Here is a 26,510-nt window from a genome sequence, read left to right as displayed (position 1 = left end):
TCTAGGGCGAGCGCACCCGCCCCGGATGACAGGCACCCCGACCAGCGGGGTGCCCGATCACATTCAGCTACAGCCGCTCGTCCCGCCGCAGGTGTTGCACTTCATGCAGGTGCCGTTGCGCACCAGCGTGTAGTTGCCGCACTCGCCGCAGGCCTCGCCCTCGTAGCCCTGCATCTTGGCACGCGTCGCGGCATCCATCGACACCGTGCCGGTCGTCACAGCCGTTGTCGTGGCGACAGCGGCGATGGCGGAAGTGCCACGCACCTCGGGGATGAGGGTTTCCAAGGTGGCCACGGCATCGGCACCGCCCCTGAACACCAGCAACTCCTGCGGCGCGCGCTTGCGCAGATAGCCGGTCGATGCCACCTGCTTGAGCACTTCGATAGGCGTCGAGGCGCGGCTTTCGGGCACTTCGCGGATGTTGGACACACCTTCCTCCGCACCACGGCCAACATCGTCAAAGCTGGTGCCTTGCGGCTGGACATGCGCCAGATCGGTGCGGTCCAGATAAGAGACAGCCAATTCGCGGAAGATGTAGTCGAGGATCGAGGTCGCGTTCTTGATCGAGTCGTTGCCCTTCACCATGCCCGAGGGCTCGAACTTGGTGAAGGTGAAGGCGTCCACGAATTCTTCCAGTGGCACACCGTATTGCAGGCCGACCGACACCGCGATGGCGAAGTTGTTCATCATCGCGCGGAAGCCAGCACCTTCTTTGTGCATGTCGATGAAAATCTCGCCCAGCGTGCCGTCCTTGTATTCGCCGGTGCGCAGATAGACCTTGTGACCGCCGACGATGGCCTTTTGGGTATAGCCCTTGCGCCGCTCGGGCAGCTTTTCGCGATGCGCCTTGATGATCTCTTTGATGACGATCTTTTCCACGATCTTTTCGGCGATGACTTGCGCCTTTTCCATCGTGGTGCCGCTCTCGAGGATCTCTTGGGCTTCCTCGTCATCTTCCACGAGGGCCGAGGCCAAGGGCTGCGACAGCTTGGAGCCGTCACGGTAAAGCGCATTGGCTTTCACACCCAGCGACCAAGACAGCTCATAGGCTTTCTGGCAGTCTTCGATCGTGGCCGAGTTGGGCATGTTGATCGTCTTGGAGATTGCGCCCGAGATAAAGCTCTGCGCTGCCGCCATCATGTAGATATGGCTGTCGACACCCAGATAGCGCTTGCCCTTTTTCCCGCAGGGGTTGGCGCAATCGAAGACAGAGTAATGCTCAAGCTTGAGGTAGGGCGCGCCCTCGAGCGTCATGGTCCCACAGACATGGTCATTGGCGGCGTCCACATCGGCTTTGGTAAAGCCCAAGTGGCGCAGCATGTCGAAGGTGGGATCATTCAGCTTTTCGGTCGGGATGCCCAAGGTCTTGGTGCAGAAATCGGCCCCGAGCGTCCACTGGTTGAAGACGAAGCGGATATCAAAGGCCGAAGGCAGTGCCGCCTCAATCTTTTCGATCTCGGCGGGGCCGAAACCATGGCCGATCAGCGCGGTATGGTTGATGCCGGGTGCCTGACCCAGCGTGCCATGACCCACCGCATAGGCGATGATCTCTTCGATCTGGTGGCTGGGGTAGCCCAGCGTTTCCAGCGCACCCGGCACCGATTGGTTGATGATCTTGAAATAGCCGCCACCGGCCAGTTTCTTGAACTTCACCAAGGCAAAGTCAGGCTCGATCCCGGTGGTATCGCAATCCATGACAAGGCCGATGGTGCCGGTCGGCGCGATCACGGTGGATTGCGCGTTGCGGTAGCCATGCGCCTCGCCAAGGGTGATCGCCTCGTCCCATGCTTGACGCGCCAGCGCGACAAGGCGCTGATCGGGGCAGTTGGCATGATCGAGCGGCACGGGGGTCACGTTGAGCTGCTCATAGCCATCGGTTTTGCCGTAAGCGGCGGCACGGTGGTTGCGCATTACCCGCAGCATGTGCTCGCGGTTGCGCGCAAAGCCGGCAAAGGGGCCAAGCTCGGCTGCAATCTCGGCAGATGTGGCATAGGCCACGCCGGTCATGATCGCGGTCAGCGCGCCACACATGGCCCGCCCTTCGTCGCTGTCGTAGCCAAGGCCCATGTTCATCAACAAGCCGCCGATATTGGCATAGCCCAGACCCAGCGTGCGGAAATCATAGCTTTGCTGCGCGATCTCCTTGGAGGGGAACTGTGCCATCATCACGCTGATCTCGAGCGTCAGCGTCCACAAACGGCAGGCGTGGATGTAGCCCTCGGCGTCGAACTGACCGGCATGTTGGAAGGTCAACAGGTTCATCGAGGCCAAGTTACAGGCCGTATCGTCAAGGAACATGTATTCCGAGCAAGGGTTCGATCCACGGATCGCCCCATCCTCGGGGCAGGTGTGCCATGCGTTGACGGTGTCGTGGAACTGAATCCCCGGATCGGCACAGGCCCAAGCGGCGTGACCCACTTTTTCCCACAGATCACGCGCCTTGATCGTTTTGGATACCTTGCCGCCGACGCGGTTGATCAGCGACCAATCACCATCAGTCTCAACCGCCTTGAGGAAGGCATCGGTAACACGGATCGAGTTATTGGAGTTCTGGCCCGAAACGCTGGAATAAGCCTCGCTGTCCCAATCCGTGTCATAGGTCGGGAACTCGATCGCGGTGTAGCCCTGACGCGCATAATCGAGAACGCGCTTGATGTAGGTTTCCGGGATCGACGCGGATTTGGCCGCGCGGATCGCTTTTTTCAGCGTGTCGTTCTTGGTGGGATCGACAGCATCATCAACCGATCCATCCCAGCCGCCGATGGCAGTGAAGATCGCATTGAGCATTTTCTCATGAGTCTTGGAGCCCGCGACAAGGCTTGCAACCTTTTGCTCTTCGATCACCTTCCAGTCGATGAAAGCCTCGATATCGGGGTGGTCAGCATCGACGATGACCATCTTGGCTGCGCGCCGCGTTGTGCCGCCCGATTTGATCGCGCCAGCCGCGCGGTCGCCGATCTTGAGGAAGCCCATCAGGCCAGAGGATTTACCGCCGCCCGAAAGCTTTTCGCCCGCGCCACGCAGATGGCTGAAGTTCGTGCCGGTGCCCGAACCATATTTGAACAGCCGTGCCTCGCGCACCCAAAGATCCATGATGCCACCCTCGTTGACGAGGTCATCCCTGACGCCTTGGATAAAGCAGGCGTGCGGCTGTGGGTGCTCATAGCTCGAGGCGGATTTGGTCAGCTTGCCGGTTTTGTAGTCGACATAATAGTGACCCTGCGCCGGACCATCGATACCATAGGCCCAATGCAGGCCCGTATTAAACCACTGCGGGCTGTTGGGTGCTGCCATCTGGCGCGCCAACATCAGCTGCATCTCTTCGAAATAGGCGCGCGCATCGGACTCGGTGGTGAAATAGCCACCCTTCCAGCCCCAATAGGCCCAAGCACCTGCCAGACGACGGAACACTTGGCGTGCCGAGGTCTCACCGCCCATGCGGTCTTCTGCGGGCAAAGCGGCCAGCGCTTCATCATCGGCGACCTGACGCCACAGGAATTCGGGCACGCCCTTTTCCTTGACGGGCTTCAGCCGCGCCGGAACGCCCGCTTTGCGGAAATATTTCTGTGCGATCACATCCGAGGCGACCTGGCTCCAGCCGGCGGGCACTTCGACATTATCCAATTTGAACACGACTGTCCCGTCGGGGTTCCGGATCTCTGATGTGGTGGTCGTAAACTCGAGATCGGCATAAACATCCGCGCCGGCTTTGGTAAATCTGCGTTCAATTTTCATCTGGCTGCCTCTTTTAGCACTTTGATCCCATCAGCATGGTCTGCCAGCGTCGTTGCGCTCTGACCGTATGGGGAACGAACACATATCCTGCCCACGGCGAGCCTCGCGGCCTTCCGATGCTCGACCCGTCCAACGGATCTGCGCAGATGTGCTGGGGTATTTCCCCGTCCCCGTCGAGACCACCATATCTAGTGTTGGCTTACCCCGACCTACACAAACTGACGTAGGGGGGGCTATCTGGTCAATCACTTTTTTACGGCTTCAACACGCAAAAACAGGTTGAATAATGGCGCTCGAATTTTCTGCCCCGGGTGCCACCCGATTCCCTTTCGCGCCTGCAAATCACGCATTGCAACGAGAACGGCATTGATCATTGGGGTTTAGGGCATATCCTTGAACTGTCACATCAAGGCACGGCTGGCCCTCGCGGCGGCGCAGCAGGAGTGATCGCCCCCCAGAAACCTCGCACAAGATATTGTGGAAAAGTCACAAAACGCCGCGCGACGACCCACATGATGTTGTCGCGCCACGCAAGTGACACCATATTTAGTATCTAAAGTTGTGAAATGGTCGGGGCGGCGAGAATCGAACTCACGACCTTCTGTACCCAAAACAGACGCGCTACCAGGCTGCGCTACGCCCCGACTGACTTCCCTTTAAAGGGCATTGATCGACTTGGAAAGACCCGGCGATCACGGGGTGCTGCACGGCCAAGCCGCAAGGTTTTGGGCAATCGCAGGATGGCGCATCTGATCGCCCGGCTTGATCCCGAACCGCGCGGCCAAGCCGCCATTGATCTCAAGCACATATTGAATGCCCTCACCGCCGGGGATCGGTGTGCGATCTCGGGGGATTGCATTGGCATGGACCCGCTGCACCGTGCCGGTTTCATCGGCAAAAACCATATCAAGCGGGATGAGTGTGTTTTCCATCCAAAAGCTGACGCTCTGGGGCCGCTCATAGACAAAAAGCATGCCAGACATCTGTGGCAGATCGCTGACAAACATCAGACCTTGGGCGCGCGTGGCGGGGGTATCGGCCACCTCCACCCGAAATCTGACCGTTCCGAAATCACCGCGCAGCGCAATCTGGTCGGCGCTACAGGCCCAAACCTGTTGCGCCCCCATCAGCAACATCATCAGCGCGGACGCCGCGCCCAGAATAAACGGGCGCATGCGCACCTCCGTCAGACGAAATCCCAGCTCCGGACCTCGGCGGCCATATTGCCACGCGGGCCTTCGACGACCTTCATCGCCACGGCCTCACCCGGCAGGAGATCGGCCAACCCGCAACGGCGCAACACCTCGGCATGCACGAAGACATCCTCAGCGTTACCAAAAACATTGGCAAAGCCAAAGCCTTTTGCCTTGTCGAACCATTTGACCCGTGCTGGCACGAAGGGCACGCCCGGCGCCAAATCCTCGGTGGTGTCAAATTCCTCGCCATCCGGGCCTGCCGCGGCCGAGATTGCTAAAACCTCGCTGGCTTGCACGCCGCGCGGTGTCACTTGCACCCGCACGGTGATGCGCGCTTCTTCGGCAACCGAGCCTTGGCCGAAATTGCGCAACACATTTGCATGCAACAAGATGTCGGGTCCGGGATCATCTGACACGATGAAACCAAATCCTTTACCCACATCAAACCACTTTACGCGCCCCTCGACGACGAGCGACTCATCCATAATTTCGTCCGCCATACTGGCCTATCCCGTAAATTGCCCGTGTCGGGCGGTGACCCTTACGTTACGTTTTGGTGACCAAAACCACTGGATACAAGACAAAAATTTGGCGTTTACCCAGTGATTTGCAGTTTCGCGCGTCGTGAAATCGCGAAATTGTCAACATTTACAAACAATTTTCGGCTCAAGGATTGAGCCGCTGAATATGCCAATCCGCCGCAGGGCTGGCCCTTTGCCACCGAAAGCGGTCATGCAGGCGAAAGGCACCATCGGCCCAAAACTCGATCTCAAGCGGCACGATCCGAAACCCACCCCAAAAGGGCGGCCGTGGTGGATTCGTGCCATATTGCGCCGTCACACGCGCCACATCGGCCATCAGGCTTGCCCGGTTGTCCAGCGGCTGTGATTGCTTTGACGCCCATGCACCCAAGCGGCTTTTGAGCGAGCGCGAGGCATAATATTCGTCCGCCGCTGGCCCATCTTCGCGGCTGACCAGCCCGCGCACCCGAAGCTGGCGGCGCTGCGTCTTGGAATGCAACACAAAGGCCGCTTTGCCCGCGCTGATAAGTTCTCCCCCCTTCACACTCTCGTAATTGGTGAAAAAGACAAAACCGCCCTGCCCTGCACCATTCGCCTCGATCTGTTTCAGCAAGACCATTCGCACATTGGGTAGCCCATCAGCATTGACCGTGGCCAAGGCAATTGCGTTTGGATCGTTCGGCTCGGTCTGTTCGGCAGCTGCCAACCACTCTTGGGCGATGATGAACGGGTCATCGCCCGCGAAAATCCCTGTCCGCTCGCTCATCTCAACCGTCCTTTGCTGACCTTGTCCGTGTCCCTGCGTCATCAGCTAGCGCCCGCCCCACCCGGCTGCAAGTCTGCCTCTCTTGAAGCATCTCAGGTGATGGCGTACCAGAACCGCAGTGCAAGACAGGCATATGGGGACAGAAATGGGTTTGATGACAGGGAAGCGCGGGCTCATCATGGGGCTGGCCAATGACAAATCCATCGCATGGGGCATCGCGAAAGCACTCGCGGCCGAAGGGGCGGAACTCGCCTTTTCCTATCAGGGCGACGCCCTTCTCAAGCGCGTGCAACCGCTTGCGGCAAGCCTTGGCTCAAGCGTGATGATTCCTTGCGATGTCGGCGACGAAGCCTCGCTTGATGCGTTGTTCGACCAGCTTCAGGCCGCGTGGGGCAGTCTTGATTTCGTGGTCCATGCCATCGGCTTTTCCGACAAGAACGAGCTGCGCGGCCGCTATGTCGAAACCTCGCCCGCGAATTTTGCCATGACGATGAATATTTCGGTCTATTCCTTTACAGCCGTGTGCCAGCGTGCCGAAAAGATGATGCCCAATGGCGGCAGCTTGCTGACCCTGACCTATTACGGGGCGGAAAAAGTCATGCCTCATTATAATGTCATGGGCGTCGCCAAGGCCGCGCTCGAGGCATCGGTGATGTATCTGGCCGAAGATCTGGGCCGCGACGGTATCCGCGTGAACGCGATCAGCGCGGGCACGATCAAGACGCTGGCCGCCTCGGGCATCGGCGATTTCCGCTATATCTTGAAGTGGAACGAGTACAATTCCCCCCTCCGGCGCACTGTGACGCAAGACGAGGTTGGCCAATCGGCGCTTTACCTGTTGTCCGATATGTCCAGCGCGGTGACAGGCGAGGTGTTGCATGTCGACGCGGGCTATCATGTGATCGGCATGAAAAACCCCGAAGCCCCGGATCTGAGCCTCGACAAGAAGGAAGACTAAGCCATGATCACGCCGCTGCCCCATGAAAAAGGCTTCCATGTCAGCTGGGATCAGATCCACCGCGATGCGCGCGCCTTGGCTTGGCGGCTGGATAAGCGCGGCCCGGGCGAAGATGGGAACTGGCGCGCAGTGATCGCGATTACACGCGGAGGCATGGCACCTGCGATGATCGTGGCACGCGAGTTGGGTATCCGCTTGGTCGATACGATCAGCGTCAAAAGCTATGATCACCAATCACAGGCCGAACCTGTCGTGCTGAACCGTCCTGATGATGCGATGATGGGCGATGGCACGGGGATTTTGGTCATCGACGATCTGGTCGATACGGGCAAAACGCTCGAGGTGGTGCGCGGCCTTTATCCCAAGGCGCATTTTGCGACGGTTTACGCCAAACCCAAAGGTGAACCGCTGGTCGATACCTTCATCACTGGCGTCAGCCAAGACACATGGATTTTCTTTCCATGGGATATGGCGCTGCAATATGTCGAGCCCTATCGCGGCAAGGATTGATGGTACAGAAAATTCGTACGAATTTTCGCATAAGCTGAATTTTCGTACGAAAATTCAGCTCCTTACGCCTAGCGCGTCGTGCAAGACATCGCGCACCACATCACGCGGCACATCCGCTGCGACAAAGGCCTGCCCGATCCCGCGCGCAAGAATAAAGCGCAGTTGGCCATCGACCACCTTCTTATCTTGCCCCATTAGCGCCAAAAGCCCATCCGTATCCGGCAAATCGCCAGCGATATCAGATAGATCAAGCTTCATCTTCATCTTCGACAAATGCGCCCGCACCCGGCTTGGTTCTTCTTGCGCGCAAAGCCCCAGCCGCGCCGAGAGTGCGAAGGCCAGCGCGCAGCCGATCGCCACCCCCTCGCCATGCAATAGACGATCAGAGTAGCCGGTCGCCGCCTCGAGCGCATGGCCAAATGTATGTCCAAGATTGAGCAATGCGCGGTCGCCCTGTTCGGTTTCATCGCGTACCACGATATCGGCCTTCATCTGAACCGAGTGGCGGACCGCCTCGGCGCGCAGGCCGGCATCACCTCCGGCAAGGGCTGGGCCGTTTTGCTCCAGCCAATCGAAAAAGCCCGCATCGCCCAAAAGCCCGTATTTCACCACCTCACCATAGCCCGCCAGAAAATCGCGCGGGGCCAGCGTGCCCAGCACGTCGATATCGGCCAAGACAAGGCTGGGCTGGTGAAATGCGCCGACAAGGTTCTTGCCATGCGCCGTATTGATCCCGGTTTTGCCCCCGACCGAGCTATCGACCTGCGCCAAGAGCGAGGTGGGCAGCTGCACAAAGCGCACGCCGCGCCGCAAGATGGCGCAGGCAAAGCCGACCAGATCACCGATCACCCCGCCACCAAAGGCGATGACCACATCCCGGCGCTCGACCTTTTCGGCCAAAAGCCATTCGACCACTTGGATCAAATAGGGCCAGCTTTTCGTGCCCTCACCGGCTGGCAGGATCAGTGCCTCGCTCATCAGTCCCGCTTGCCGGAGCCCATCTTGCAGCGCGTCCAGATGCAAGGCGGCAACATTGGTTTCGGTGACAATCCACAGCTTGGGCCTGCGCAAAAGCGGCGCGACCTGGGCGCCCGCCTGCGCGATTAATCCCGCGCCGATGTGCACATCATAGGCCCGCTCACCGAGAGCCACATGCACCGTCTGCATCATGTCGGGTACCCCTCTACCGCGCCTGCCTCAACGAGCGCTGCCAAAACATGCTCTGTCGTCTCTTCCACCGACCATTCCGGCGCGACTGTGACCTGGTACGGGGCCAATGCATAAACCGGCGCGCGCTGCTCATAAAGTGCGCACAGGCTTGCGCGCGGATCAGCAGTGCGCAGCAACGGCCGCGTGTTCTTGTGGCGCACCCTTTGCCATAAAAGCTCCAAATCCGCCTTCAGCCAAAGGACTGCCGCATGCGCCATCAGCAGATCGCGATTGGCCTGCGACATCCAGGCCCCGCCGCCTGTCGACAAGATGCACGGCGGCCCCGCCAAGAGCCGCGCGATGACGGCACTCTCCTTTTCGCGAAAGAACGGCTCGCCATAGCGTTCGAATATCTCGGCGATCGAAAGCTGGGCCGAGGCCTCGATCTCGGCATCCGAATCGCGGATCTCTGCATCAAGCTGCCCCGCCAAAACCCGGCCCACGGCGGTCTTGCCTGCACCCATCATGCCCACCAAAACAACACTGCGTACCAACCGGCCCGCGGGCGCATCACGCAAATTTGTGGTCGTTTCGGTCATGGTGCTCAAAAAATTCTTCTGTGAGTGGCGCAATTTCGCCTCTCATGGCTTATAAGCAAATCGAAACGGCGGCAAACGCCGATCCGCGACCTTTCTGCGAAAGGCATGCGGGCAAACAACAAGGTAAAGGCAAAGAGCATGTGGCGCGTGATCAGATTGCTGGTTTTGATCATCCTTTTGGGGGTGCTTGGTTTGATCGGCTATTCTTATTCGGGATATCTGCTGCCCGCGCAGCAAAGCGTGACAGAACCGGTGCAGCTCAATGTCGATTAGACGCAGGCTGTGTGGCTTGGGCGTGGCACTCACGATCGCCGCCCCTTGCTACGCTCAAACATCGCCGCAAGACAGCGCCACCGCCATGCCCCCGGTCTTGCCATCCTTGCCGGTCATCACAGCGCCTGACTGGTTGTCCGACACCGTGACCCGGCCGCATGGCAATGTCGCAACGGCGATTGTCGCCCCCAGCATCAGCGTGATGCCGCTTGGCGCGCTCTCGCTTGAGGCGGTGGGGCTTTTGCCGCCCAGCATCACGGGCTTGCCGCCGGGTCTTTGGGGCATGTCTGACCCGGAAACCTTGGCGCGGCTGCTACGCGCCCAACCGATCGAGGGGTTGCCCGCGATCCGAAGCTTTACCCAAACACTTGCCTTGGCCGAGCTTGATCCGCCCCGCCAAGAGGCAAGTGACGCGGCCATGCTGTTTTTGGCGCGGATCGATATGCTCCTGGCGCGCGGCGCACTCGATCAGGCCCAAGCGTTGATCGAACGCGCGGGCCCCACCAACCCAGAGGTATTCCGCCGCTGGTTCGATGTCTCGCTGATGACCGGGCATGCCGACCGCGCCTGTCAGGCGATGGCCGCCAACCCCGATATCGCGCCCACCCTGCCTGCGCGCATCTTGTGTCTTGCGCGGGCGGGCGATTGGGCGGCGGCGGCACTCAGCCTTGATACGGGCTTTGCCTTGGGCCGGATGACCGAGGCCGAGGCAGAGCTGATCGCGCGCTTCCTTGACCCTGAATTATTCGAAGGGGCCCCGCCCCTGCCCCCCGATGCAGCGATGACACCGCTCGATTTCCAAATGCGCATGGCCATTGGTGAGCGCCCGGCAACCACGGGCTTGCCGCTGATCTTTGCGCATGCCGATCTGTCCGATCTGGCCGGATGGCATGCCCAGCTTGATGCCAGCGAGCGGCTGATGCGCGCGGGTGCGATCTCGGCCGGGCAATGGCTTGCGATCTACACATCGCTCGTGCCATCGGCCTCGGGCGGGGTCTGGGACAGGGTCGGCGCGCTACAACGCTTTGATGCCGCAATTTTGGCGGGCGATCCGCTACAGGCGGGCGCGCGCTTGGCCGCTGCCTTTGCCGCGATGCAGGCCGCGGGTCTTGAGACAGCCTTTGCCGAGGTTTACGCAGAACGCCTTTTGCGCCTGCCCTTGGTGGGCGAAACCGGCCTTTTGGCGCGCCGGATCGGCCTGTTGTCGCCGCTTTATGAGACCGTCGCGCAATCGGCCCTGCCCCAAAGCCGCGAAGAGGCGTTTCATTTCGCCATTGCACGCGGCCAAGCGGCCTCTCCGCCCGAGGGGGCAGATCTGACCACACGCGCGGTGGCGGCGGCCTTTGCCGATCCCGCCCCTGTGCATCGCTATGAGTGGTTTTTGAACAATGACCGCTTGGGCGAGGCGGTGTTGCGTGCAACCTTCGTGCTCTCAGACAAGGCGCGCGATCCGGGCGATATCACCGATGCGCTGGCCCTTTTGCGCAGTATCGGGCTTGAAGATTTGGCACGGCGCAGCGCGCTACAACTGCTTTTGCTGACCACGGCACCCAGCCAATGACCACTGCCGATACGCGCTGGATTGCCAGTTTTCTCGCCGCAAAAGCCGCCGAGCAAGGGGCCGCGCGCAACACGCAATTGGCCTATGGGCGTGACCTGAATGATGTGCAGGCCTATCTCGTTCGACACGGCACAGGCTTTGCGCAAGCCGATCGCGCCATGCTCGAGGCCTATTTGATCCAGATGGATGCGGCGGGCCTTGCCCCTGCCACCCGCGCGCGCCGCCTTTCGGCCGTCAAACAGCTTTACCGCTTCGCCCATGAAGAAGGTTGGCGCAGCGACAATCCCGCCTTGCAGATCAAAGGGCCGACCAAGCGCGCCAGCCTGCCCGATGCGCTCAGCATGGCCGATGTCGATGCGCTTTTGGAAGCAAGCGAAACATATGGCAAAACCGCCGCGGATCGGGCGCGCAATTGCTGCTTGATGCAATTGCTTTATGCCACGGGCCTGCGTGTGTCGGAATTGGTGAGCCTAACGGTTGCGGCGGTGCGTGGCGATCCACAGATGCTTTTGGTGCGCGGCAAGGGGAACAAGGAACGCCTTGTGCCGCTCTCGCGCCCTGCCCGCGCGGCAATCACGGCCTGGCTTGCCCATCGCGATGCCGCGCAAGAGGCGCGCAAACAGGAAAGTGGCGCGAAACCCTCTCCCTTCCTCTTTCCCTCGCACGGGGCCGCGGGGCATATGACGCGGGTCCGCTTTTTCACCTTGATCAAGGAATTGGCTATTGCTGCTGGCCTCGATCCTGCGGGCATTACGCCCCACAGCATGCGCCATGCCTTCGCCACCCATCTGTTGCATAATGGGGCCGATCTGCGCGCGATCCAAATGCTTCTGGGCCATGCCGATATCGCCACGACCGAGATCTACACCCATATCCTTGACGAACGCCTCAAGCGCCTCGTGCTCGACCGCCACCCGCTTGCCAAGGATTGACCAACCCATCTTTGCTTCAAAAATACTCCGGGGGCGGTCGCCAAGGGCGACCGGGGGCAGAGCCCCCCAAACAAGAGCAATGCGAAGCGCCGTGATTGCAACAGCGCCACACCCCTTGCGCGCCGCCACTTGAAGCAAAGCCGCGCAACCCCCATAACCGCGCCATGGAAAACACCCTGACCGACAGCTTCACCGGCCTGTCCGACCCAACCACATGGATCACCGCTGCGGTGATCGTGCTTTTACTGTTTTGCTCGGCGTTTTTCTCGGGCTCAGAGACGGCCTTGACAGCCGCCTCGCGCGGTAAGCTGCGCTCGATGGCCGACCGGGAGGATTTGGGCCAACAAGGTGCTGAAAAAGCGCTGTTGCTGAAAGAAGATAGTGAGCGGCTGATCGGCGGCATTCTCTTGGGCAATAACCTGGTCAACATCCTTGCCACCTCGCTTGCCACCGCCCTTCTGACCACGCTTTTTGGCGAGGGCGGCATTGCGCTGGCCACGCTGGTGATGACAGCCCTTGTGCTGATCTTTGCCGAGGTTTTGCCCAAGACCTATGCCATCAACGATCCCGAACGCACCGCTGCGCGTGTCGCGCGCCCGGTGGCGCTGGTGATCGCGGTCATGGCCCCCGTCGTGACGCTTGTGCGCTACGTTGTGCGCGCGGTCTTGGCGGTCTTTGGTGTGCGCATCGATGCGGGTGCCAATATGCTTTCCGTCCATGAAGAGATCATGGGCGCGCTCTCGCTTGGCCATTCCGAGGGGCGCGTGGGCAAAGAACAGCGCGACAGGCTTTTGGGCGCGCTCGACCTGCATGAGCGCACCGTGGAAGAGATCATGCTGCACCGCTCAGGCATCGAGATGATCGATGCCAATGCCGATCCTGAGGATATTCTGAGCCAAGCTTTGAAATCACCGCATACCCGCCTGCCCGTCTATCGCGGCGAGCAAGAGAATATCGTAGGCGTGGTCCATGCCAAAGACCTGCTGCGCGCCATCGACCAGCTTGTGCGCGGCCCGGACGCACAGGGTATCGCAGGGATCAAGGGCTTCAAGATCACGGATGTGGCGGTCAAACCCTATTTCATCCCCGAGACGACCACGCTTGACGATCAACTCAAGCAGTTTCTCAAGCGCCACACCCATTTCGCACTGGTTGTCGATGAATACGGCGCTTTGCGCGGTTTGATCACCCTCGAAGATATCCTCGAAGAGATTGTGGGCGAGATCACCGATGAGTTCGATATCCCCGATGCGCCGATGCTGGCACCTGCCGCCGATGGGAATTTCGTGATCGACGGTGCGATGACGATTCGCGACTTCAACCGCGCGACCGAATTCCAACTCCCCGATGAGGAGGCCAATACCGTCGCGGGTCTGGTGATCCACGAGGCGCAGACTATTCCGGCGGTTGGCCAGTGCTTTAGCTTCCATGGCTTCCGCTTCGAGGTGGCCGAGCGTGAGCGCAACCGCCTGACCAAGCTCAAGGTCCGCAAGCTCGGCTGACGCGGCGGTGCGGGCGGGCAAGCTTTTGTCGCTTTTTGACATGCGACGGCCCGCGCGCCCTGCATTTGATGCGTCCACATATTGTCGGAGGATCACATGAAAACCACCACGCGCGTCTGCATTATCGGCGGTGGCGTCGTCGGCTGCTCGGTCGCCTACCACCTGACCAAGCTGGGTTGGTCGGATGTGATGCTATTGGAGCGGTCGGAACTGACCTCTGGCTCGACATGGCACGCGGCGGGCGGCTTTCATACGCTCAACGGCGATACCAATATGGCGGCGCTTCAGGGCTACACCATCCGCCTGTACCGCGAGTTGGAAGCGCTGACAGGCATGTCTTGCGGCCTGCACCATGTGGGCGGTGTGACACTGGCCGATACGCCCGAGCGGCTCGATATGCTCAAGGCCGAGCGCGCCAAGCATCGCTACATGGGCATGGATACCGAGATTATCGGCCCCGATGAAATCAAGAAACTGTCCCCGATCACCAATGTCGACGGCGTCTTGGGCGGGCTTTACGACCCGCTTGATGGCCATCTCGACCCCTCTGGCACCACCCATGCCTATGCGCGGGCGGCCAAGATGGGCGGGGCGGAAATCGTTTTGCATACCAAGGTGATCGCCACCACCCCGCGCGCTGACGGCACATGGAATGTGGTGACCGACAAGGGCACGATCCATGCCGAGCATCTGGTCAATGCAGCCGGGCTTTGGGCGCGCGAAGTGGCGGCGATGGCGGGCTGCTACCTGCCGCTGCACCCGATGGAGCATCAATATATCGTCACCGACGAGGTGCCCGAGATCATGGCCATGCTCGACGCGGGCGGCGAGCATCCCCATGTCATGGATCCCTCGGGCGAAAGTTACCTACGCCAAGAAGGGCGCGGGCTTTGCATCGGTTTTTACGAACAAAAATGCCGCCCATGGGCGGTTAATGGCACCTCATGGGATTTCGGCCACGAGCTTTTGGCCGATGATTTCGACAAGATCGAGGAAAGCATCGCCTTTGCCTATAAGCGCTTTCCGGTGCTGGAACGCGCGGGCGTGAAATCGGTGATCCACGGCCCCTTCACCTTTGCGCCTGATGGCAACCCGCTGGTCGGCCCCGTGCCGGGCCTGCGCAATTACTGGTCGGCCTGCGGCGTGATGGCGGGCTTTTCCCAAGGGGGCGGCGTGGGCCTGATGCTGGCCCAATGGATGATCGCGGGCGAGGCCGAGCGCGATGTCAGCGCGATGGATGTCGCCCGCTTTGGCCGCTGGATCGGGCCGGGCTACACCCTGCCCAAGGTGATCGAGAACTACCAAACCCGCTTTTCGGTGGTCTATCCCAATCAAGAGCTTCCCGCCGCAAGGCCGCACCGCACGACGCCGATGTATGACACATTCGACGCGATGGGGGCAGTTTGGGGCGCGCAATACGGGCTGGAAGTGGTCAACTACTTCGCCCAACCCGGCGAGGTGCGCTATGAGACGCCAAGCTTCCGCCGCTCCAACGCATGGGAGGCAACAGCGCGCGAGGTTATGGGCGTGCGCCAAGCGGTCGGCATCAACGAATTGCAGAATTTCGGCAAATACGCGGTCACGGGCCGCGATGCGCGCGCATGGCTTGACCGGATCATGGCGGGCCGCATCCCCGCACCGGGGCGGCTGTCGCTGACGCCGATGCTGTCGGAAAAGGGCAAGATCATTGGCGATTTCACCGTGTCCTGCCTGTCGGATACGGAATTCCAGCTGACCGCAAGCTATGGCGCGCAAGACATGCATATGCGCTGGTTCGATACGCATCTGGCGGGCGATGTGCAGGTGGTGAATGTCTCGGACAGGCGAACGGGGTTCCAGATCGCCGGGCCACGCGCGCGCGATCTGTTGGCCGCCGTGACAAGCGCCGATGTCTCGGCCGAGGCTTTCCGCTTCATGGATGTAAAGCGCATGGTGGTCGGGCTATCGGACGCCATCGTGCAGCGCGTGAGCTATACCGGCGATCTGGGCTTTGAGATCTTTGTCGATGCGCTTGAGCAGCGCGCGCTGTGGCAGGCGCTTTGGGACAAGGGTCAGGCCTTTGGGATCACGGCCTTCGGGATGCGCGCGATGATGTCGCTCAGGCTTGATCGGTTCTTCGGCTCGTGGATGCGAGAATTTTCGCCCGATTATACCGCCGCTGAAACCGGGCTTGATCGTTTTATCCAGTTCAAGAAAAACACCGATTTCATCGGACGAAGCTTGGCCGAGGCCGAGCGCGCAAGCCCCCCTGCCCGCAAGCTGGCCCATTTCGTCGTCGATGCCGCCGATGCCGATGTGGTGGCCTATGAGCCGATCTGGCTTGATGGCGCGGTGGTTGGGTTCTGCACTTCGGGCGGATACTCGCATTGGACGGGGCAATCGGTTGCGACCGGCTTTTTGCCCGCAGATCGCATCACCGAGGGGTTGGAAGTCGAGATCGAGATCTTGGGCGAGATGCGCAAGGCCCGCGTCGTGACAGCGCCCTTGTGGGATGATCCGCGCATGCGCGCATGATGGGCAGCGCGCCATTCCTGTGCGGCAGCTTGACCGCCGATGATCCTTCAGCCTCAGTGGTGCAATGACAATAACCATCTTGCTACTCGCCGCGGGGCAATCGTCGCGGATGCGGGGCCGCGACAAACTCTTGGAAGAGATCGACGGCCAGCCGCTGTTGCGGCTGATGGCTGGGCGCGCCTGCAAGGCGGGTGTGGCGGTGCGGGTGGTTCTCGGCCCTGACCAAGCCGCCCGCCAAGCGGCACTTGCGGATCTTTCGGTCGACATCGTCACGGCCACGCAGGGCGATGGCATGGCCGCCTCGATCCGGGCTGGTGTTGCGGGGCTCACGGGGCCGGTGCTCGTTGTTTTGGCCGATATGCCAGAGATCACTGCGCAAGATCTTTATCTGATGGTCTCGCTCGGCGCGCATGCACCGACAGCGATATTGCAGGCCGCAAGCCCGGCGGGTATGCCCGGCCACCCCGTGCTTTTCCCCGCCGATCTCTTGCCAGAGCTGTCGCAGTTGCGCGGCGACCAAGGTGCCAAGGCCGTTCTGGCTAAACAGGCCGCGCGCGTCACCCTTTTGCCGCTGGCCGATGCGCGCGCCACGGTCGATCTTGACACGCCCGAGGATTGGGCCGCGTGGCACGCCAAACGCAGCCCGACCACATGAAAGGGCGGCCCCTCACGGCCCCCCTGATCTATCAATGGCTTTTGCGCGCCCCTGCGGACAAAAGCATTACAGTTGTAGAAGCTGTGCCTCGTCGACGGTCAACGTCCGCCGTGCGGCAACATAGCTGGCAACGCCATCAGGCGTCGCAAGCGCGGGGAAAAGCGCCATAATCTCATCATGCGCCGCTTGCCCAAGGGCGCCCAGCGTATTGTCGGCGGGTTGAAAGCTTTCCGTCCAAGCGCCATCGGACATCACCACCTGATGTTGGTCAAACATGAAGTGGAGATAGGTCACCCGCAACGTCTCAAGCGGTTTGATCCCGGTTGCATTGGTCAAATGCGTGGCGGCTACAAAAACTTCTGCCTCATCGAAATGACGCTGTGCCGGTTCCCCGGTGATCAGGACGCGATGCTGGGGCGAGACGACCATATTGCGTTCAGGCAGGTTGTCACCAAGGCTGCCTGCCATGATCAAGATCGGCTTGATGGTATGATCGCGCGCCAAAACATCACGGCTGAGGGTTTGTTGACCAAGCCATCTTATCTCTTGAAGTCCATTGTCACGGGTGACGATCTGGTCGCCTTCACGCAGTGTTTCAACACGCACTTCGCCGCGCGGTGTTGCGATCATTGTGCCAGGGGTAAAGCAGGGGCAGATGGGCGCATCCGTCAGGCCATGATGCGGGGCAGTCTTGACGCTTTGTGTGATGACATCACCCACGCGCCGAGCGACGTGAGTGGACCATGTATCCGTTGCTTCTTTGAAGCCAAAAATCATCTCATCACCCTTTACGCTTAGCTCAACCTTGCGCCAATTCGGCCTTCGTGCCGCCTGATGCCCCGACCGCTTAGCGATGGTGCCGGCCCCTGAGCGGTCCGCACTTGCATCGCCTGCCGTGAGAGGGGCCGTTGCACCAGCATCCTGCGACATCTGTCGCCGCTGGCTACACAGCGCTGCGCCGAAAGCGGTCAAGCTGACCTGTGCGCGGCGCACACCTCTCCCGCGGATCAAACGCAGGTCGTGTGACCGCCCCCGTGGCCGAAACAGACATCGCCCCCCAGTCGGACAATCGAAAGATAGGCGCTCTGCACCATAATCTGAAGCGAAAATTTTGCGATCATGGCAATATCCAGCGCTTTCCGACCTGAAAGAACCCCATTCGCGTCAGAGCGCGGCACGATGATGGCATGATCCTAAATGAAACATTTTGCAAAAAATAACGTGATTTCAATTTATTACCTCGCCGGGCGGCCGCCCCACGCCTGCATTGTCTGCGCAAAAATGAAAGCCAACACGCCGCTGATGGGCCAGATTGTTGATGCGACAAATATTTTCACCTTTGGAAACAGCCAAAGGCGTGACACGTGCCGGTCACAATTCAATGAGATCAAAAACCGCGCATTTGCGGATAAATCACGCAACCCGTTCATAAGAACGGGGACCAATCCATCGACTGATTCGAAGAGATGGTGCCCGAGGTCGGACTCGAACCGACAAGCCTCTCGGCGGCGGATTTTGAATCCGCTGCGTCTACCAATTCCACCACTCGGGCACGGCGGTTGCGATAGCGCAGTGGCGCGGTTTCGTCTAGCCCCAATCCATACAGCCGGCGGTTCTGCCCGTATCGCCCGTTTGTGACCACGGCCTGCTGGCATGCCTGCTTGCGGTTTGTTACCTAAACCTGCAAGCCGCAACCGCTGGCCCGCGTGCCGCCCCGCCACAAGGAGACCGACGCATGGCAGACCCTGTCGATTCGCCAATGACGATCTCACAGCGCTTTAGCCGACTGGTCGCGGATGCCGAGGGCGAGATGGTCACGCTTGCTTGGGTGCTGGATCAATTGCACGAGCGCGCCTTTGGACTGTTCCTTTTGATCTTGGCCCTGCCCTGCTGCATCCCTTTTCTTTACGGCGTTCCGCAGGTTGTGGCCTTGCCGCTCTTGTTTATCGCGGGGCAAATGGTGCTGGGCTGGGGCAAACCTTGGTTGCCGCAAAAGCTGGGAGAGCGGCAGGTGGCAACCGCGAGCCTTGCGGCGCTGGCCCGGCGCTCTGACCCTTGGCTCAGGCGGATCGAGGCGGTGAGCCGCCCCAGACTTGCGGCGCTCACGCGGCGGCCGTTTGATCAATTGGTGGGGCTGGCGCTCTTGGTCTTCAGTGCCGCGATCCTTGTTCCGGTTCCCGGTACGAATACCGTTCCCGGCATCGCAGTGGCGATTATTGCCATCGGCTTGTTACAGCGCGACGGCATTTTAGTGCTTCTCGGCCTTATCCTTGGCGTGGCATGGATCGGCACCTTGCTTGTCGCAGGGGCGACCGCGGTAAGCCTGATCATGGCATGGATCGGAGGGTAAGGGTGATGAAACGCAAGTCTCTCATGGCGCTGGCGGGCGCGGGATCGGCGGCAATGCTGCTTGGTGCCTTCGGTTTTCAATACATCGGCGGGCTTGCCCCTTGCACCATGTGCCTCTGGCAGCGCTGGCCGCATGCGGTGGCTGTCGCCATCGGCGCGCTGGGTGTTGTGGTGCCACATCGGCTATTGGCGTTAGCGGGCGCGTTGAGCATGTTGGTCAATGCCGGGATCGCGCTCCTCCATACCGGGGTCGAGCGCGCGTGGTGGACGCTCAACCTCAGTTGCACCGGCGCGGGCGAGGATTTGGGCGCGATGGATATGGCCACCCTGCTCGATCCGACCATCGGCGAGGCGATTGTCTTATGCACCGAGGTGGCGTGGTCGATGCTTGGCCTGTCGATGGCGTCGTGGAACGGCATCGCCAGTCTTGCGCTGATGGGCCTGTGGATCGCAGCGGCGCGCGCGTCTAGTGATAGGTAAACTCACCCGTCACATTGCGCCATTCACCCGGTGCGATCAGCTTGCGATGCACAAAGCGAACCGAATGCAGCGGCCCCTCGATCGCGTCATGCCAATAGGCGATGAAGTCGAATAATCGCGGGTAATCGGGGGCCAGATCGTAATCTTGCCACACGAAGCTGTTCAACACATTGCGATGATCAGGCATGCGATAGATCATTTCCGCGGTGGTCAGGCCATAGCCCTTCAACATCAATGCGACCTCGGATTTCACCATGCGATCCTCCATTTGTTGAAAACCCGTGGAGCAAACTTGCCGCAGTCGATTTAAAAATCAATGAAAACAATTTGTTATCACCCATATGGCCTGGCTGCTAAACCAAGTGGGGATGCGCCATTGCACCCTATATTCGGCGGGCTTATACTGCGGGTCAACTAAATATAGATGCCACTGGCAGAACAGGCGCGCGACGTGAGTGATACAACCGAAAGCCCTGAAAACGAACAGGAAAACGTGATCGAGCGGCACCCTCATGATGGGCCGTCGATCGATATCGCCTCTGAGATGAAGACCTCCTTCATCGACTATGCGATGTCGGTGATCATCTCCCGCGCGATCCCCGATCTGCGCGATGGGCTGAAGCCCGTGCATCGGCGCATCTTGTTCGCCATGTACGAGACCGGCAATACCCACGAAAAAGCCTATCGCAAATCGGCCCGCCCCGTGGGCGATGTGATGGGCCAGTACCACCCACATGGCGACTCGGCGATCTATGACGCGCTTGTGCGTATGGCGCAGCCCTTTTCCATGTCGCTGCCGCTTTTGGACGGTCAGGGCAATTTCGGCTCGATGGATGGCGATAACCCGGCCGCCATGCGTTATACCGAAGTGCGCATGGCAGCACCTGCCGCGTATCTTTTGGCCGATATCGACAAGGATACCGTCGATTTCCAAGACAATTACGATGGCAAGCAGCAAGAACCCACGGTTCTGCCTGCGCGCTTTCCCAATATGTTGGTCAATGGCGCGGGCGGCATCGCCGTCGGCATGGCGACGAATATTCCGCCCCATAATCTGGGCGAGGTGATCGATGCCTGCCAAGCGCTGATCAAAGAGCCGGATCTCAGTTCTGAAGAGCTGATCGAATATATCCCCGCACCCGATTTTCCGACCGGCGGTCTTATCCTTGGCCGCTCGGGCGCGCGCAAAGCCTATCTTGAGGGGCGCGGCAGCGTCATCATCCGCGCCAAAACCCATATCGAGGAAATCCGCAAAGATCGCTTTGCCATCGTCATCGACGAGATCCCCTATCAGGTGAACAAGGCGTCGATGATCGAGCGGATCGCCGATCTGGTGCGTGAGAAAAAGCTCGAAGGGATTTCGGGCGTGGCCGACGAAAGCGACCGCATCGGTGTGCGCGTGGTGATCGAGCTTAAGCGCGACGCAACGCCCGAGGTGGTGCTGAACCAACTCTTCCGCTTTACACAGATGCAGACGCATTTTGGCTGCAACATGCTGGCGCTGAATGGCGGACGGCCTGAACAGCTGACGCTGCGGGGCTTTTTGACCGCGTTCCTCGATTTCCGCGAAGAAGTCGTGGCGCGGCGTACGGCGTTCGAATTGCGCAAAGCGCGCGACCGGGCGCATGTGCTGTGCGGTTTGGCTGTCGCGGTCTCCAATGTCGATGAGGTGGTGCGCACCATCCGCGCCTCAAGCGATGCGGCGGAGGCACGTGAAAAGCTGATGGCGCGGCGTTGGCCCGCGGCCGAAATTCTGCCTTTTATCAAGCTGATCGATGATCCGACCCATACCGCCAACGAAGATGGCACCTATAACCTGTCCGAAACACAGGCGCGCGCCATCCTCGATCTGCGGCTGCAACGCCTGACGCAGCTGGGCGTCAAAGAAGTCACCGACGAACTGGAAGAGCTGGCAGGCAAGATCAAGGATTACCTCGCCATCCTCGCCTCGCGCGAGCGTATCCTCGAGATCATCGCCGCCGAACTCGCCGAAGTGCGCGAGAAATTCGCCGTCCCCCGCCGGACCGAGATCACCGATTGGTCGGGCGACATGGATGACGAAGACCTGATCGAACGCGAGGATATGGTCGTCACCATCACCCAAGGCGGCTATATCAAGCGCACGCCCTTGGGCGAATTCCGCGCCCAAAAACGCGGCGGCAAAGGCCTGTCTGGTGGCGCGCTCAAGGAAGATGACGTTGTCACATCGCTCTTTGTAGCCAATACCCACACCCCGCTTTTGTTCTTTACAACCAATGGGATGGTTTACAAGCTCAAGACTTGGCGCCTGCCGCAAGGCTCGCGCGCCTCGCGCGGCAAGGCCATCGTCAATATCTTGCCCATCCCCATCGGCACAGGCATCGCCGCCGTCATGCCCGTCGACCGCGACGAGGCGCATTGGGACGAGTTGCAGATCCTTTTCGCCACCTCCGAAGGTGAGGTGCGCCGTAACGCCTTGTCGGATTTCACCAATGTCATGCGCAACGGCAAGATCGCGATGAAACTGCCCGAGGATGGCTCGGTCAGCTTGGTCAATGCCCGGATCTGTTCGGAAGCCGATGATGTGATGCTGGTCACGGCCTTGGGCCGCGCGATCCGCTTTCCCACCACCGATGTGCGCGTGTTCAAGGGCCGCGATTCGACGGGCGTGCGCGGCATCCGCTTGGCCGCTGGTGACAGCGTCGTCTCGATGGCCATTATCCGCCATTTCGAGGCCGAGGCCGAGGCGCGCGCTGCCTATCTCAAGCAACGCCGCCTGATGGCGGGCGCCCCCGAGGAGGAGATCGAGACCGACGAGGACGAGGAAACCGTCGCCGTGGGCCAATTGTCGCCAGAGCGATATGCCGAAATGTCAGCCGCCGAGGATTTGATCCTGACCATTACCGCCAGCGGCTCGGGCAAGCTTTCGTCCAGCCATGACTACCCGGTGCGCGGGCGCGGCGGCCAAGGCGTGATGGCCATGGATAAGGCGATGCGCGGCGGCACGCTGGTGGCAAGCTTCCCAGTCGAGTTGAGTGACCAGATCATGCTCGCCACTTCCACCGGCCAATCGATCCGCGTGCCGGTTCAGGGTATCTCGTTCCGCTCGCGCAGCGCGGGCGGGGTCAAGGTCTTGAACACCGCCAAGGGCGAAGAGGTCGTCTCTGTCGCTTGGATTGCCGATCAGGGCGATGAAGATGGCGATGACGCCGCGATCGTCGTCGATACACCCGCCGCAGAGGGCTAAGCGGCCCTTTGCAACCGATCCTTTAGGCGCGAGATGCCCGGCATGACCGAGAAGACACTGCAGATCATTGGTGGCGGCATGGCCGGGTCCGAGGCCGCTTGGCAAGCGGCAACAGCGGGCATCAAGGTCGTGCTGCACGAAATGCGCCCTGCTGTCGGCACCTTTGCCCATCGCACCGGCTCGCTTGCGGAAATGGTCTGCTCCAACTCCTTTCGCTCGGATGATGATGAGCAAAACGCCGTGGGGCTTTTGCATTGGGAAATGCGCGCGGCGGGCTCGATTATCATGGATACCGCCTATGACCACCGCCTGCCTGCGGGTGGCGCGCTGGCTGTTGACCGCGACCCCTTTGCCGAGGCGGTGACCGCCAAGCTGCGCGCCCATCCCAATATCACCGTGGTGGCGGGCGAGATCACCGCCCTGCCCGATGGCCCCGCGATCATCGCCACAGGGCCGCTGACATCAGGCGCGCTCGCCAATGCCATCGCAGCCGAGACAGGACAGGATGCGCTGGCCTTTTTCGACGCCATTGCCCCCATCGTCTATGCCGACACCATCGATATGTCCGTGGCATGGGAACAGTCGCGCTATGACAAGGGCGAGACCGAGGCCGAACAGCGCGCCTATATCAACTGCCCCATGACGCGCGACGAATACGACGCCTTCATTGACGCATTGCTTGCTGCCGATAAGACCGAGTTCCACGAGGGCGAGACCGCGGGCTATTTCGACGGCTGCCTACCCATCGAGGTGATGGCCGAACGCGGCCGCGAAACGCTGCGCCACGGCCCGATGAAGCCCGTGGGGCTGACCAACCCGCATGACCCAACGGTCAAGCCTTGGGCCGTTGTGCAGCTGCGCCGCGACAATGCGCTTGGCACGCTCTACAACATCGTGGGTTTCCAGACCAAGATGAAGTACGGCGCGCAAACCTCTGTTTTCAAGATGATCCCCGGCTTGCAAGATGCCAGCTTCGCGCGCCTAGGCGGTATCCATCGCAACACCTTCATCAATTCGCCACGCCTTCTGGATGCGCAGATGCGGCTACGCTCGCGCCCCAATATCCGCTTTGCGGGCCAAATTACCGGGGTTGAGGGGTATGTCGAATCCGCAGCCATGGGGCTTTTGGCCGGTCGGCTCGCCGTGGCCGAGCTTTGCGGGAAGGCGCTTGCCCCCGTGCCGCAAGACACCGCCATGGGCGCGCTGGTGCATCACATCACCGGCGGGGCCGAGGCAAAGACCTTTCAGCCGATGAACGTGAATTTCGGCCTTTTCCCCTCGGTCGAGGGGCTGAAAGCCGGACGCCGCGGCCGCAAGGACCGCTACAAAGCCTATACCGACCGCGCGAAAGCGGCATGGCTGGGCTGGTTGGGCGAGGCCCGCGCCGATGCCGCTTGAAGAGGCATTGGGCCAATTCCAAAGGGGCTGAGATGCGCTTTCGCACCCGCTTTGCCCCGTCACCCACTGGCCCGCTGCATCTGGGCCATGCCTATTCCGCCATTCTTGCCCATGACATGGCCCGCGCCGCTGGCGGTGATTTCCTGCTCAGGATCGATGATATTGACCAATCGCGCGCGCGCCCCGCGTGGGAGGCGCAGATTTACACCGATCTGGCGTGGCTGGGGCTGACATGGGACGCCCCGCCGCGCCGTCAATCCGATCACCTGCCGGCTTACCGCGCCCCCATCGACAGGCTGGGCCAGATGGGGCTGATCTATCCTTGCCGCTGCTCAAGGCGCGATATCCGCGAGGCGGCAAACGCCCCGCAAGAGGGCGGAGAGCCGCTCACCGGGCCAGATGGGCTGGTCTATCCCGGCACCTGCCGCCACCGCGCCATGGCCGCGATGGGCCCGGGCGATGCGATCCGTCTCGATATGGCCAAGGCCATGGCCCGCCACGACACCACGCGCGGCTTTGACGAAACCGGCCCCGCACATTTGGGCCATCACCCTATCCCCGCTGCGGCCATGATCGCCACCATCGGCGACGTCGTTCTGGCCCGCCCGGCAATGGGCGCGTCCTATCACCTTTCGGTTGCGGTCGATGATGCGGCCCAAGCCATTACCCATGTGATCCGTGGCCAAGATCTTTTCGCCGCCACCCCGATCCATGTCTTGCTCCAAGGCCTGCTCGGCATGCCAACGCCGCAGTATCACCACCACCGCCTGATCCGCGACGAGCAGGGCAAGCGGCTGGCCAAGCGCGACGATGCCCGTGCCATCCACAGTTACCGCGCGGACGGCGCCGCGCCGCAAGACATCCGCCGCATGGTCGGCCTCTGAGCCTTCTCTGTTTCAAAAATATCCCGGGGGAATCGCCAAAGGCGATGGGGGCAGCGCCCCCTAATCTTCGGGTGCCATCAGCTCCACCTCGGCCCCATCGCGCAGGGCGGTATAGAAACACACCGCACGATTGGTATGGCAGGCAGGCCCGGTTTGCCGCACCAGCGCCAAAAGGCAATCGCGGTCGCAATCGATGCGCAGCTCGACCAATTCCTGAACATGCCCCGAGCTTTCGCCTTTGACCCAGAAATCTTGCCGTGAGCGCGACCAATAGGTCACGCGGCCCGTGGCCAGCGTGCGCGCAACGGCCGCTGCATTCATCCATGCCATCATCAAAACAGCTCCACTCACGGCGTCCTGGGCGATGCATGGGATCAAGCCTTGCGCGTCAAAACGCAGCGTGTTGGGGTCGAACTGGGCCATGGGCCACCTCTTTGCAAAACCGGGCAACAGCGCTACCTATAAGGCCATGACAAGACAGGCGGAACCCATGTCCGGCGACAGCGATCTGATCAAACTTTATTCCCAGCGTATTCTCGCCTTGGCGGCCGATATTCCGCATCATGGCCGGCTCGACGCGCCGCAGGCCAGCTTGCGCAAGCGCGCGCCGCTATGCGGCTCGACCGTGACGGTCGATCTCGATATCGCGGATGGCCGGATCACCCGCTTTGCCCAAGATGTGAAAGCCTGCGCCTTGGGGCAAGCGGCCGCAGCCTTGATGGGGGCCGCCATCATCGGGCGCAGCCGCGATGAGGTGGCATGCGCCCGCGACGCACTGCGCGCCATGCTGACCGAGGGGGGCACCCCGCCCGGGGCACCCTTTGCGGGCTATGAGGTGCTGACGCCGGCGCGCGATTACCGCAATCGCCACGCCTCGATCATGCTATCGCTCGACACGACGGTTGAGGCGATGGATGCCGCAGCGCAAGCGCAAAGCGCCTGATCAAAATACCGAGATCATCATAAAAAACCGCCGCACCTCGGGGCCGAGGGCGGCGGCAGTCAGCGTATCTGGGGCCGATGCATGCCCGTCATGACACGGGAAAGGTTTGGGCGGGACAGAGGGGCAAACCCAAAAACCCGCATGGCCAGACCGCAGGCAGAAATCGCAATCAGATCAAGCCGGGAAGATACAAAAGCCCATAGGTGAACATCGCAAGCGCGATCACCCCGACCGCGTCGCTGATGAAAGTCTCGCGCGAATGGGTCAAAATTTCAGCGATCCGGGTCATGTCATGGCCTCCTGAGATAAGCGTGTTGTCGCTTTGTTCTCATTTCTTGTGCGGCCTGTAAAGAACTTTT

At 60.8% G+C, this 26,510-nt stretch carries 23 protein-coding genes and 2 tRNA genes; 14 read left to right on the top strand and 11 right to left on the bottom strand.

Annotated elements, in window-relative coordinates; genetic code table 11:
* Positions 1 to 63 precede the first annotated feature (63 nt).
* From KG698_RS01050 to pdxH, 5 genes are all read right to left on the bottom strand, one after another.
* Entirely contained in the window at positions 64 to 3,735 is a 3,672-nt protein-coding gene (locus KG698_RS01050) for a vitamin B12-dependent ribonucleotide reductase (RefSeq protein ID WP_213683712.1), read from the bottom strand.
* Positions 3,736 to 4,302: 567 nt separating this feature from the next.
* Positions 4,303 to 4,379 (bottom strand) — tRNA-Pro (locus KG698_RS01045).
* Positions 4,380 to 4,427: 48 nt separating this feature from the next.
* On the bottom strand, positions 4,428 to 4,910 hold the full coding sequence (locus KG698_RS01040) for a DUF192 domain-containing protein (protein ID WP_213683711.1): 483 nt from the start codon (positions 4,908 to 4,910) through the stop codon (positions 4,428 to 4,430).
* An 11-nt stretch (positions 4,911 to 4,921) separates the two neighbouring features.
* On the bottom strand, positions 4,922 to 5,431 hold the full coding sequence (locus KG698_RS01035; RefSeq protein WP_213683710.1) for a cold-shock protein: 510 nt from the start codon (positions 5,429 to 5,431) through the stop codon (positions 4,922 to 4,924).
* Positions 5,432 to 5,597: 166 nt separating this feature from the next.
* Positions 5,598 to 6,218: a pyridoxamine 5'-phosphate oxidase gene (pdxH, locus tag KG698_RS01030; protein WP_213683709.1), complete on the bottom strand. Its 621-nt coding sequence runs from the start codon at positions 6,216 to 6,218 to the stop codon at positions 5,598 to 5,600.
* A gap of 133 nt (positions 6,219 to 6,351) precedes the next feature.
* On the opposite strand from pdxH, the gene fabI reads away from it, so the two are divergent.
* Together fabI and gpt are read left to right on the top strand one after the other, a co-directional pair.
* Positions 6,352 to 7,176 (top strand): enoyl-ACP reductase FabI, encoded by an 825-nt coding sequence (fabI, locus tag KG698_RS01025; protein WP_300982790.1) that lies wholly within the window; start codon positions 6,352 to 6,354, stop codon positions 7,174 to 7,176.
* 3 nt (positions 7,177 to 7,179) lie between these two features.
* Positions 7,180 to 7,686: a xanthine phosphoribosyltransferase gene (gene gpt / locus KG698_RS01020; RefSeq protein WP_213683707.1), complete on the top strand. Its 507-nt coding sequence runs from the start codon at positions 7,180 to 7,182 to the stop codon at positions 7,684 to 7,686.
* A gap of 54 nt (positions 7,687 to 7,740) precedes the next feature.
* Here gpt and aroB read toward each other — a convergent pair whose 3' ends face one another.
* Both aroB and KG698_RS01010 read right to left on the bottom strand, forming a co-directional pair.
* Positions 7,741 to 8,856 (bottom strand): 3-dehydroquinate synthase, encoded by a 1,116-nt coding sequence (gene aroB / locus KG698_RS01015; RefSeq protein WP_213683706.1) that lies wholly within the window; start codon positions 8,854 to 8,856, stop codon positions 7,741 to 7,743.
* Positions 8,853 to 9,434, bottom strand: coding sequence for a shikimate kinase (locus KG698_RS01010; protein WP_213683705.1), 582 nt, complete (start codon positions 9,432 to 9,434; stop codon positions 8,853 to 8,855). The genes aroB and KG698_RS01010 overlap by 4 nt, the downstream gene beginning before the upstream one ends.
* A 24-nt stretch (positions 9,435 to 9,458) precedes the next feature.
* On the opposite strand from KG698_RS01010, the gene KG698_RS01005 reads away from it, so the two are divergent.
* The 6 genes from KG698_RS01005 (at position 9,459) to KG698_RS00980 (ending at position 16,871) form a co-directional block, all read left to right on the top strand.
* Positions 9,459 to 9,707, top strand: a complete 249-nt coding sequence (locus tag KG698_RS01005; protein WP_213683704.1) for a hypothetical protein — start codon at positions 9,459 to 9,461, stop codon at positions 9,705 to 9,707.
* 22 nt (positions 9,708 to 9,729) lie between these two features.
* Positions 9,730 to 11,268, top strand: coding sequence for a hypothetical protein (locus KG698_RS01000; protein WP_213683703.1), 1,539 nt, complete (start codon positions 9,730 to 9,732; stop codon positions 11,266 to 11,268).
* Positions 11,265 to 12,200, top strand: coding sequence for a tyrosine recombinase (locus tag KG698_RS00995; RefSeq protein WP_213683702.1), 936 nt, complete (start codon positions 11,265 to 11,267; stop codon positions 12,198 to 12,200). Before KG698_RS01000 ends, KG698_RS00995 begins: the two co-directional genes overlap by 4 nt.
* A 164-nt stretch (positions 12,201 to 12,364) precedes the next feature.
* On the top strand, positions 12,365 to 13,702 hold the full coding sequence (locus KG698_RS00990) for an HlyC/CorC family transporter (protein WP_213683701.1): 1,338 nt from the start codon (positions 12,365 to 12,367) through the stop codon (positions 13,700 to 13,702).
* A gap of 96 nt (positions 13,703 to 13,798) precedes the next feature.
* Entirely contained in the window at positions 13,799 to 16,216 is a 2,418-nt protein-coding gene (locus tag KG698_RS00985) for an FAD-dependent oxidoreductase (RefSeq protein ID WP_213683700.1), read from the top strand.
* Between the two features lie 64 nt (positions 16,217 to 16,280).
* Complete coding sequence (locus tag KG698_RS00980; protein WP_213683699.1) at positions 16,281 to 16,871, top strand: NTP transferase domain-containing protein; 591 nt, start codon at positions 16,281 to 16,283, stop codon at positions 16,869 to 16,871.
* 66 nt (positions 16,872 to 16,937) lie between these two features.
* Here the strand turns inward: KG698_RS00980 and KG698_RS00975 are convergent, their stop codons facing one another.
* Positions 16,938 to 17,648: a Hint domain-containing protein gene (locus KG698_RS00975; protein ID WP_300982789.1), complete on the bottom strand. Its 711-nt coding sequence runs from the start codon at positions 17,646 to 17,648 to the stop codon at positions 16,938 to 16,940.
* Between the two features lie 690 nt (positions 17,649 to 18,338).
* Positions 18,339 to 18,423 (bottom strand) — tRNA-Leu (locus KG698_RS00970).
* 183 nt (positions 18,424 to 18,606) lie between these two features.
* Here KG698_RS00970 and KG698_RS00965 point away from each other — a divergent pair.
* Both KG698_RS00965 and KG698_RS00960 read left to right on the top strand, forming a co-directional pair.
* On the top strand, positions 18,607 to 19,221 hold the full coding sequence (locus tag KG698_RS00965; protein WP_213683697.1) for an exopolysaccharide biosynthesis protein: 615 nt from the start codon (positions 18,607 to 18,609) through the stop codon (positions 19,219 to 19,221).
* 5 nt (positions 19,222 to 19,226) lie between these two features.
* Positions 19,227 to 19,700: a disulfide bond formation protein B gene (locus KG698_RS00960; RefSeq protein ID WP_213683696.1), complete on the top strand. Its 474-nt coding sequence runs from the start codon at positions 19,227 to 19,229 to the stop codon at positions 19,698 to 19,700.
* Here KG698_RS00960 and KG698_RS00955 read toward each other — a convergent pair.
* A complete protein-coding gene (locus KG698_RS00955; protein WP_213683695.1) occupies positions 19,687 to 19,956 on the bottom strand; it encodes an usg protein in 270 nt (89 codons plus the stop codon). The genes KG698_RS00960 and KG698_RS00955 overlap by 14 nt on opposite strands.
* 195 nt (positions 19,957 to 20,151) lie before the next feature.
* On the opposite strand from KG698_RS00955, the gene gyrA reads away from it, so the two are divergent.
* The 3 genes from gyrA to gluQRS are packed head-to-tail and all read left to right on the top strand — an operon-like array spanning position 20,152 to position 25,208.
* The gene (gyrA, locus tag KG698_RS00950; protein ID WP_213683694.1) at positions 20,152 to 22,926 is read left to right on the top strand and encodes a DNA gyrase subunit A; all 2,775 of its coding nucleotides are present in this window, start codon (positions 20,152 to 20,154) and stop codon (positions 22,924 to 22,926) included.
* Positions 22,927 to 22,968: 42 nt separating this feature from the next.
* Positions 22,969 to 24,324 carry a methylenetetrahydrofolate--tRNA-(uracil(54)-C(5))-methyltransferase (FADH(2)-oxidizing) TrmFO gene (trmFO, locus tag KG698_RS00945; RefSeq protein WP_213683693.1) on the top strand — a complete coding sequence of 452 codons (1,356 nt, stop codon included), beginning with the start codon at positions 22,969 to 22,971 and terminating at the stop codon, positions 24,322 to 24,324.
* Between the two features lie 32 nt (positions 24,325 to 24,356).
* Positions 24,357 to 25,208 (top strand): tRNA glutamyl-Q(34) synthetase GluQRS, encoded by an 852-nt coding sequence (gluQRS, locus tag KG698_RS00940; protein WP_213683692.1) that lies wholly within the window; start codon positions 24,357 to 24,359, stop codon positions 25,206 to 25,208.
* Between the two features lie 60 nt (positions 25,209 to 25,268).
* Here the strand turns inward: gluQRS and hisI are convergent, their stop codons facing one another.
* Positions 25,269 to 25,631: a phosphoribosyl-AMP cyclohydrolase gene (hisI, locus tag KG698_RS00935; RefSeq protein ID WP_213683691.1), complete on the bottom strand. Its 363-nt coding sequence runs from the start codon at positions 25,629 to 25,631 to the stop codon at positions 25,269 to 25,271.
* A gap of 67 nt (positions 25,632 to 25,698) precedes the next feature.
* On the opposite strand from hisI, the gene KG698_RS00930 reads away from it, so the two are divergent.
* Entirely contained in the window at positions 25,699 to 26,151 is a 453-nt protein-coding gene (locus KG698_RS00930) for an iron-sulfur cluster assembly scaffold protein (protein ID WP_213684258.1), read from the top strand.
* Positions 26,152 to 26,510 lie beyond the last annotated feature (359 nt).

Origin of the sequence: Roseicyclus sp. (genome assembly GCF_018402035.1) — a bacterium.
Lineage (GTDB): Bacteria > Pseudomonadota > Alphaproteobacteria > Rhodobacterales > Rhodobacteraceae > Roseicyclus.
The sequence above is the reverse complement of the archived record's forward strand: the minus strand, read 5'-3'. Positions and strand labels throughout refer to the sequence as shown.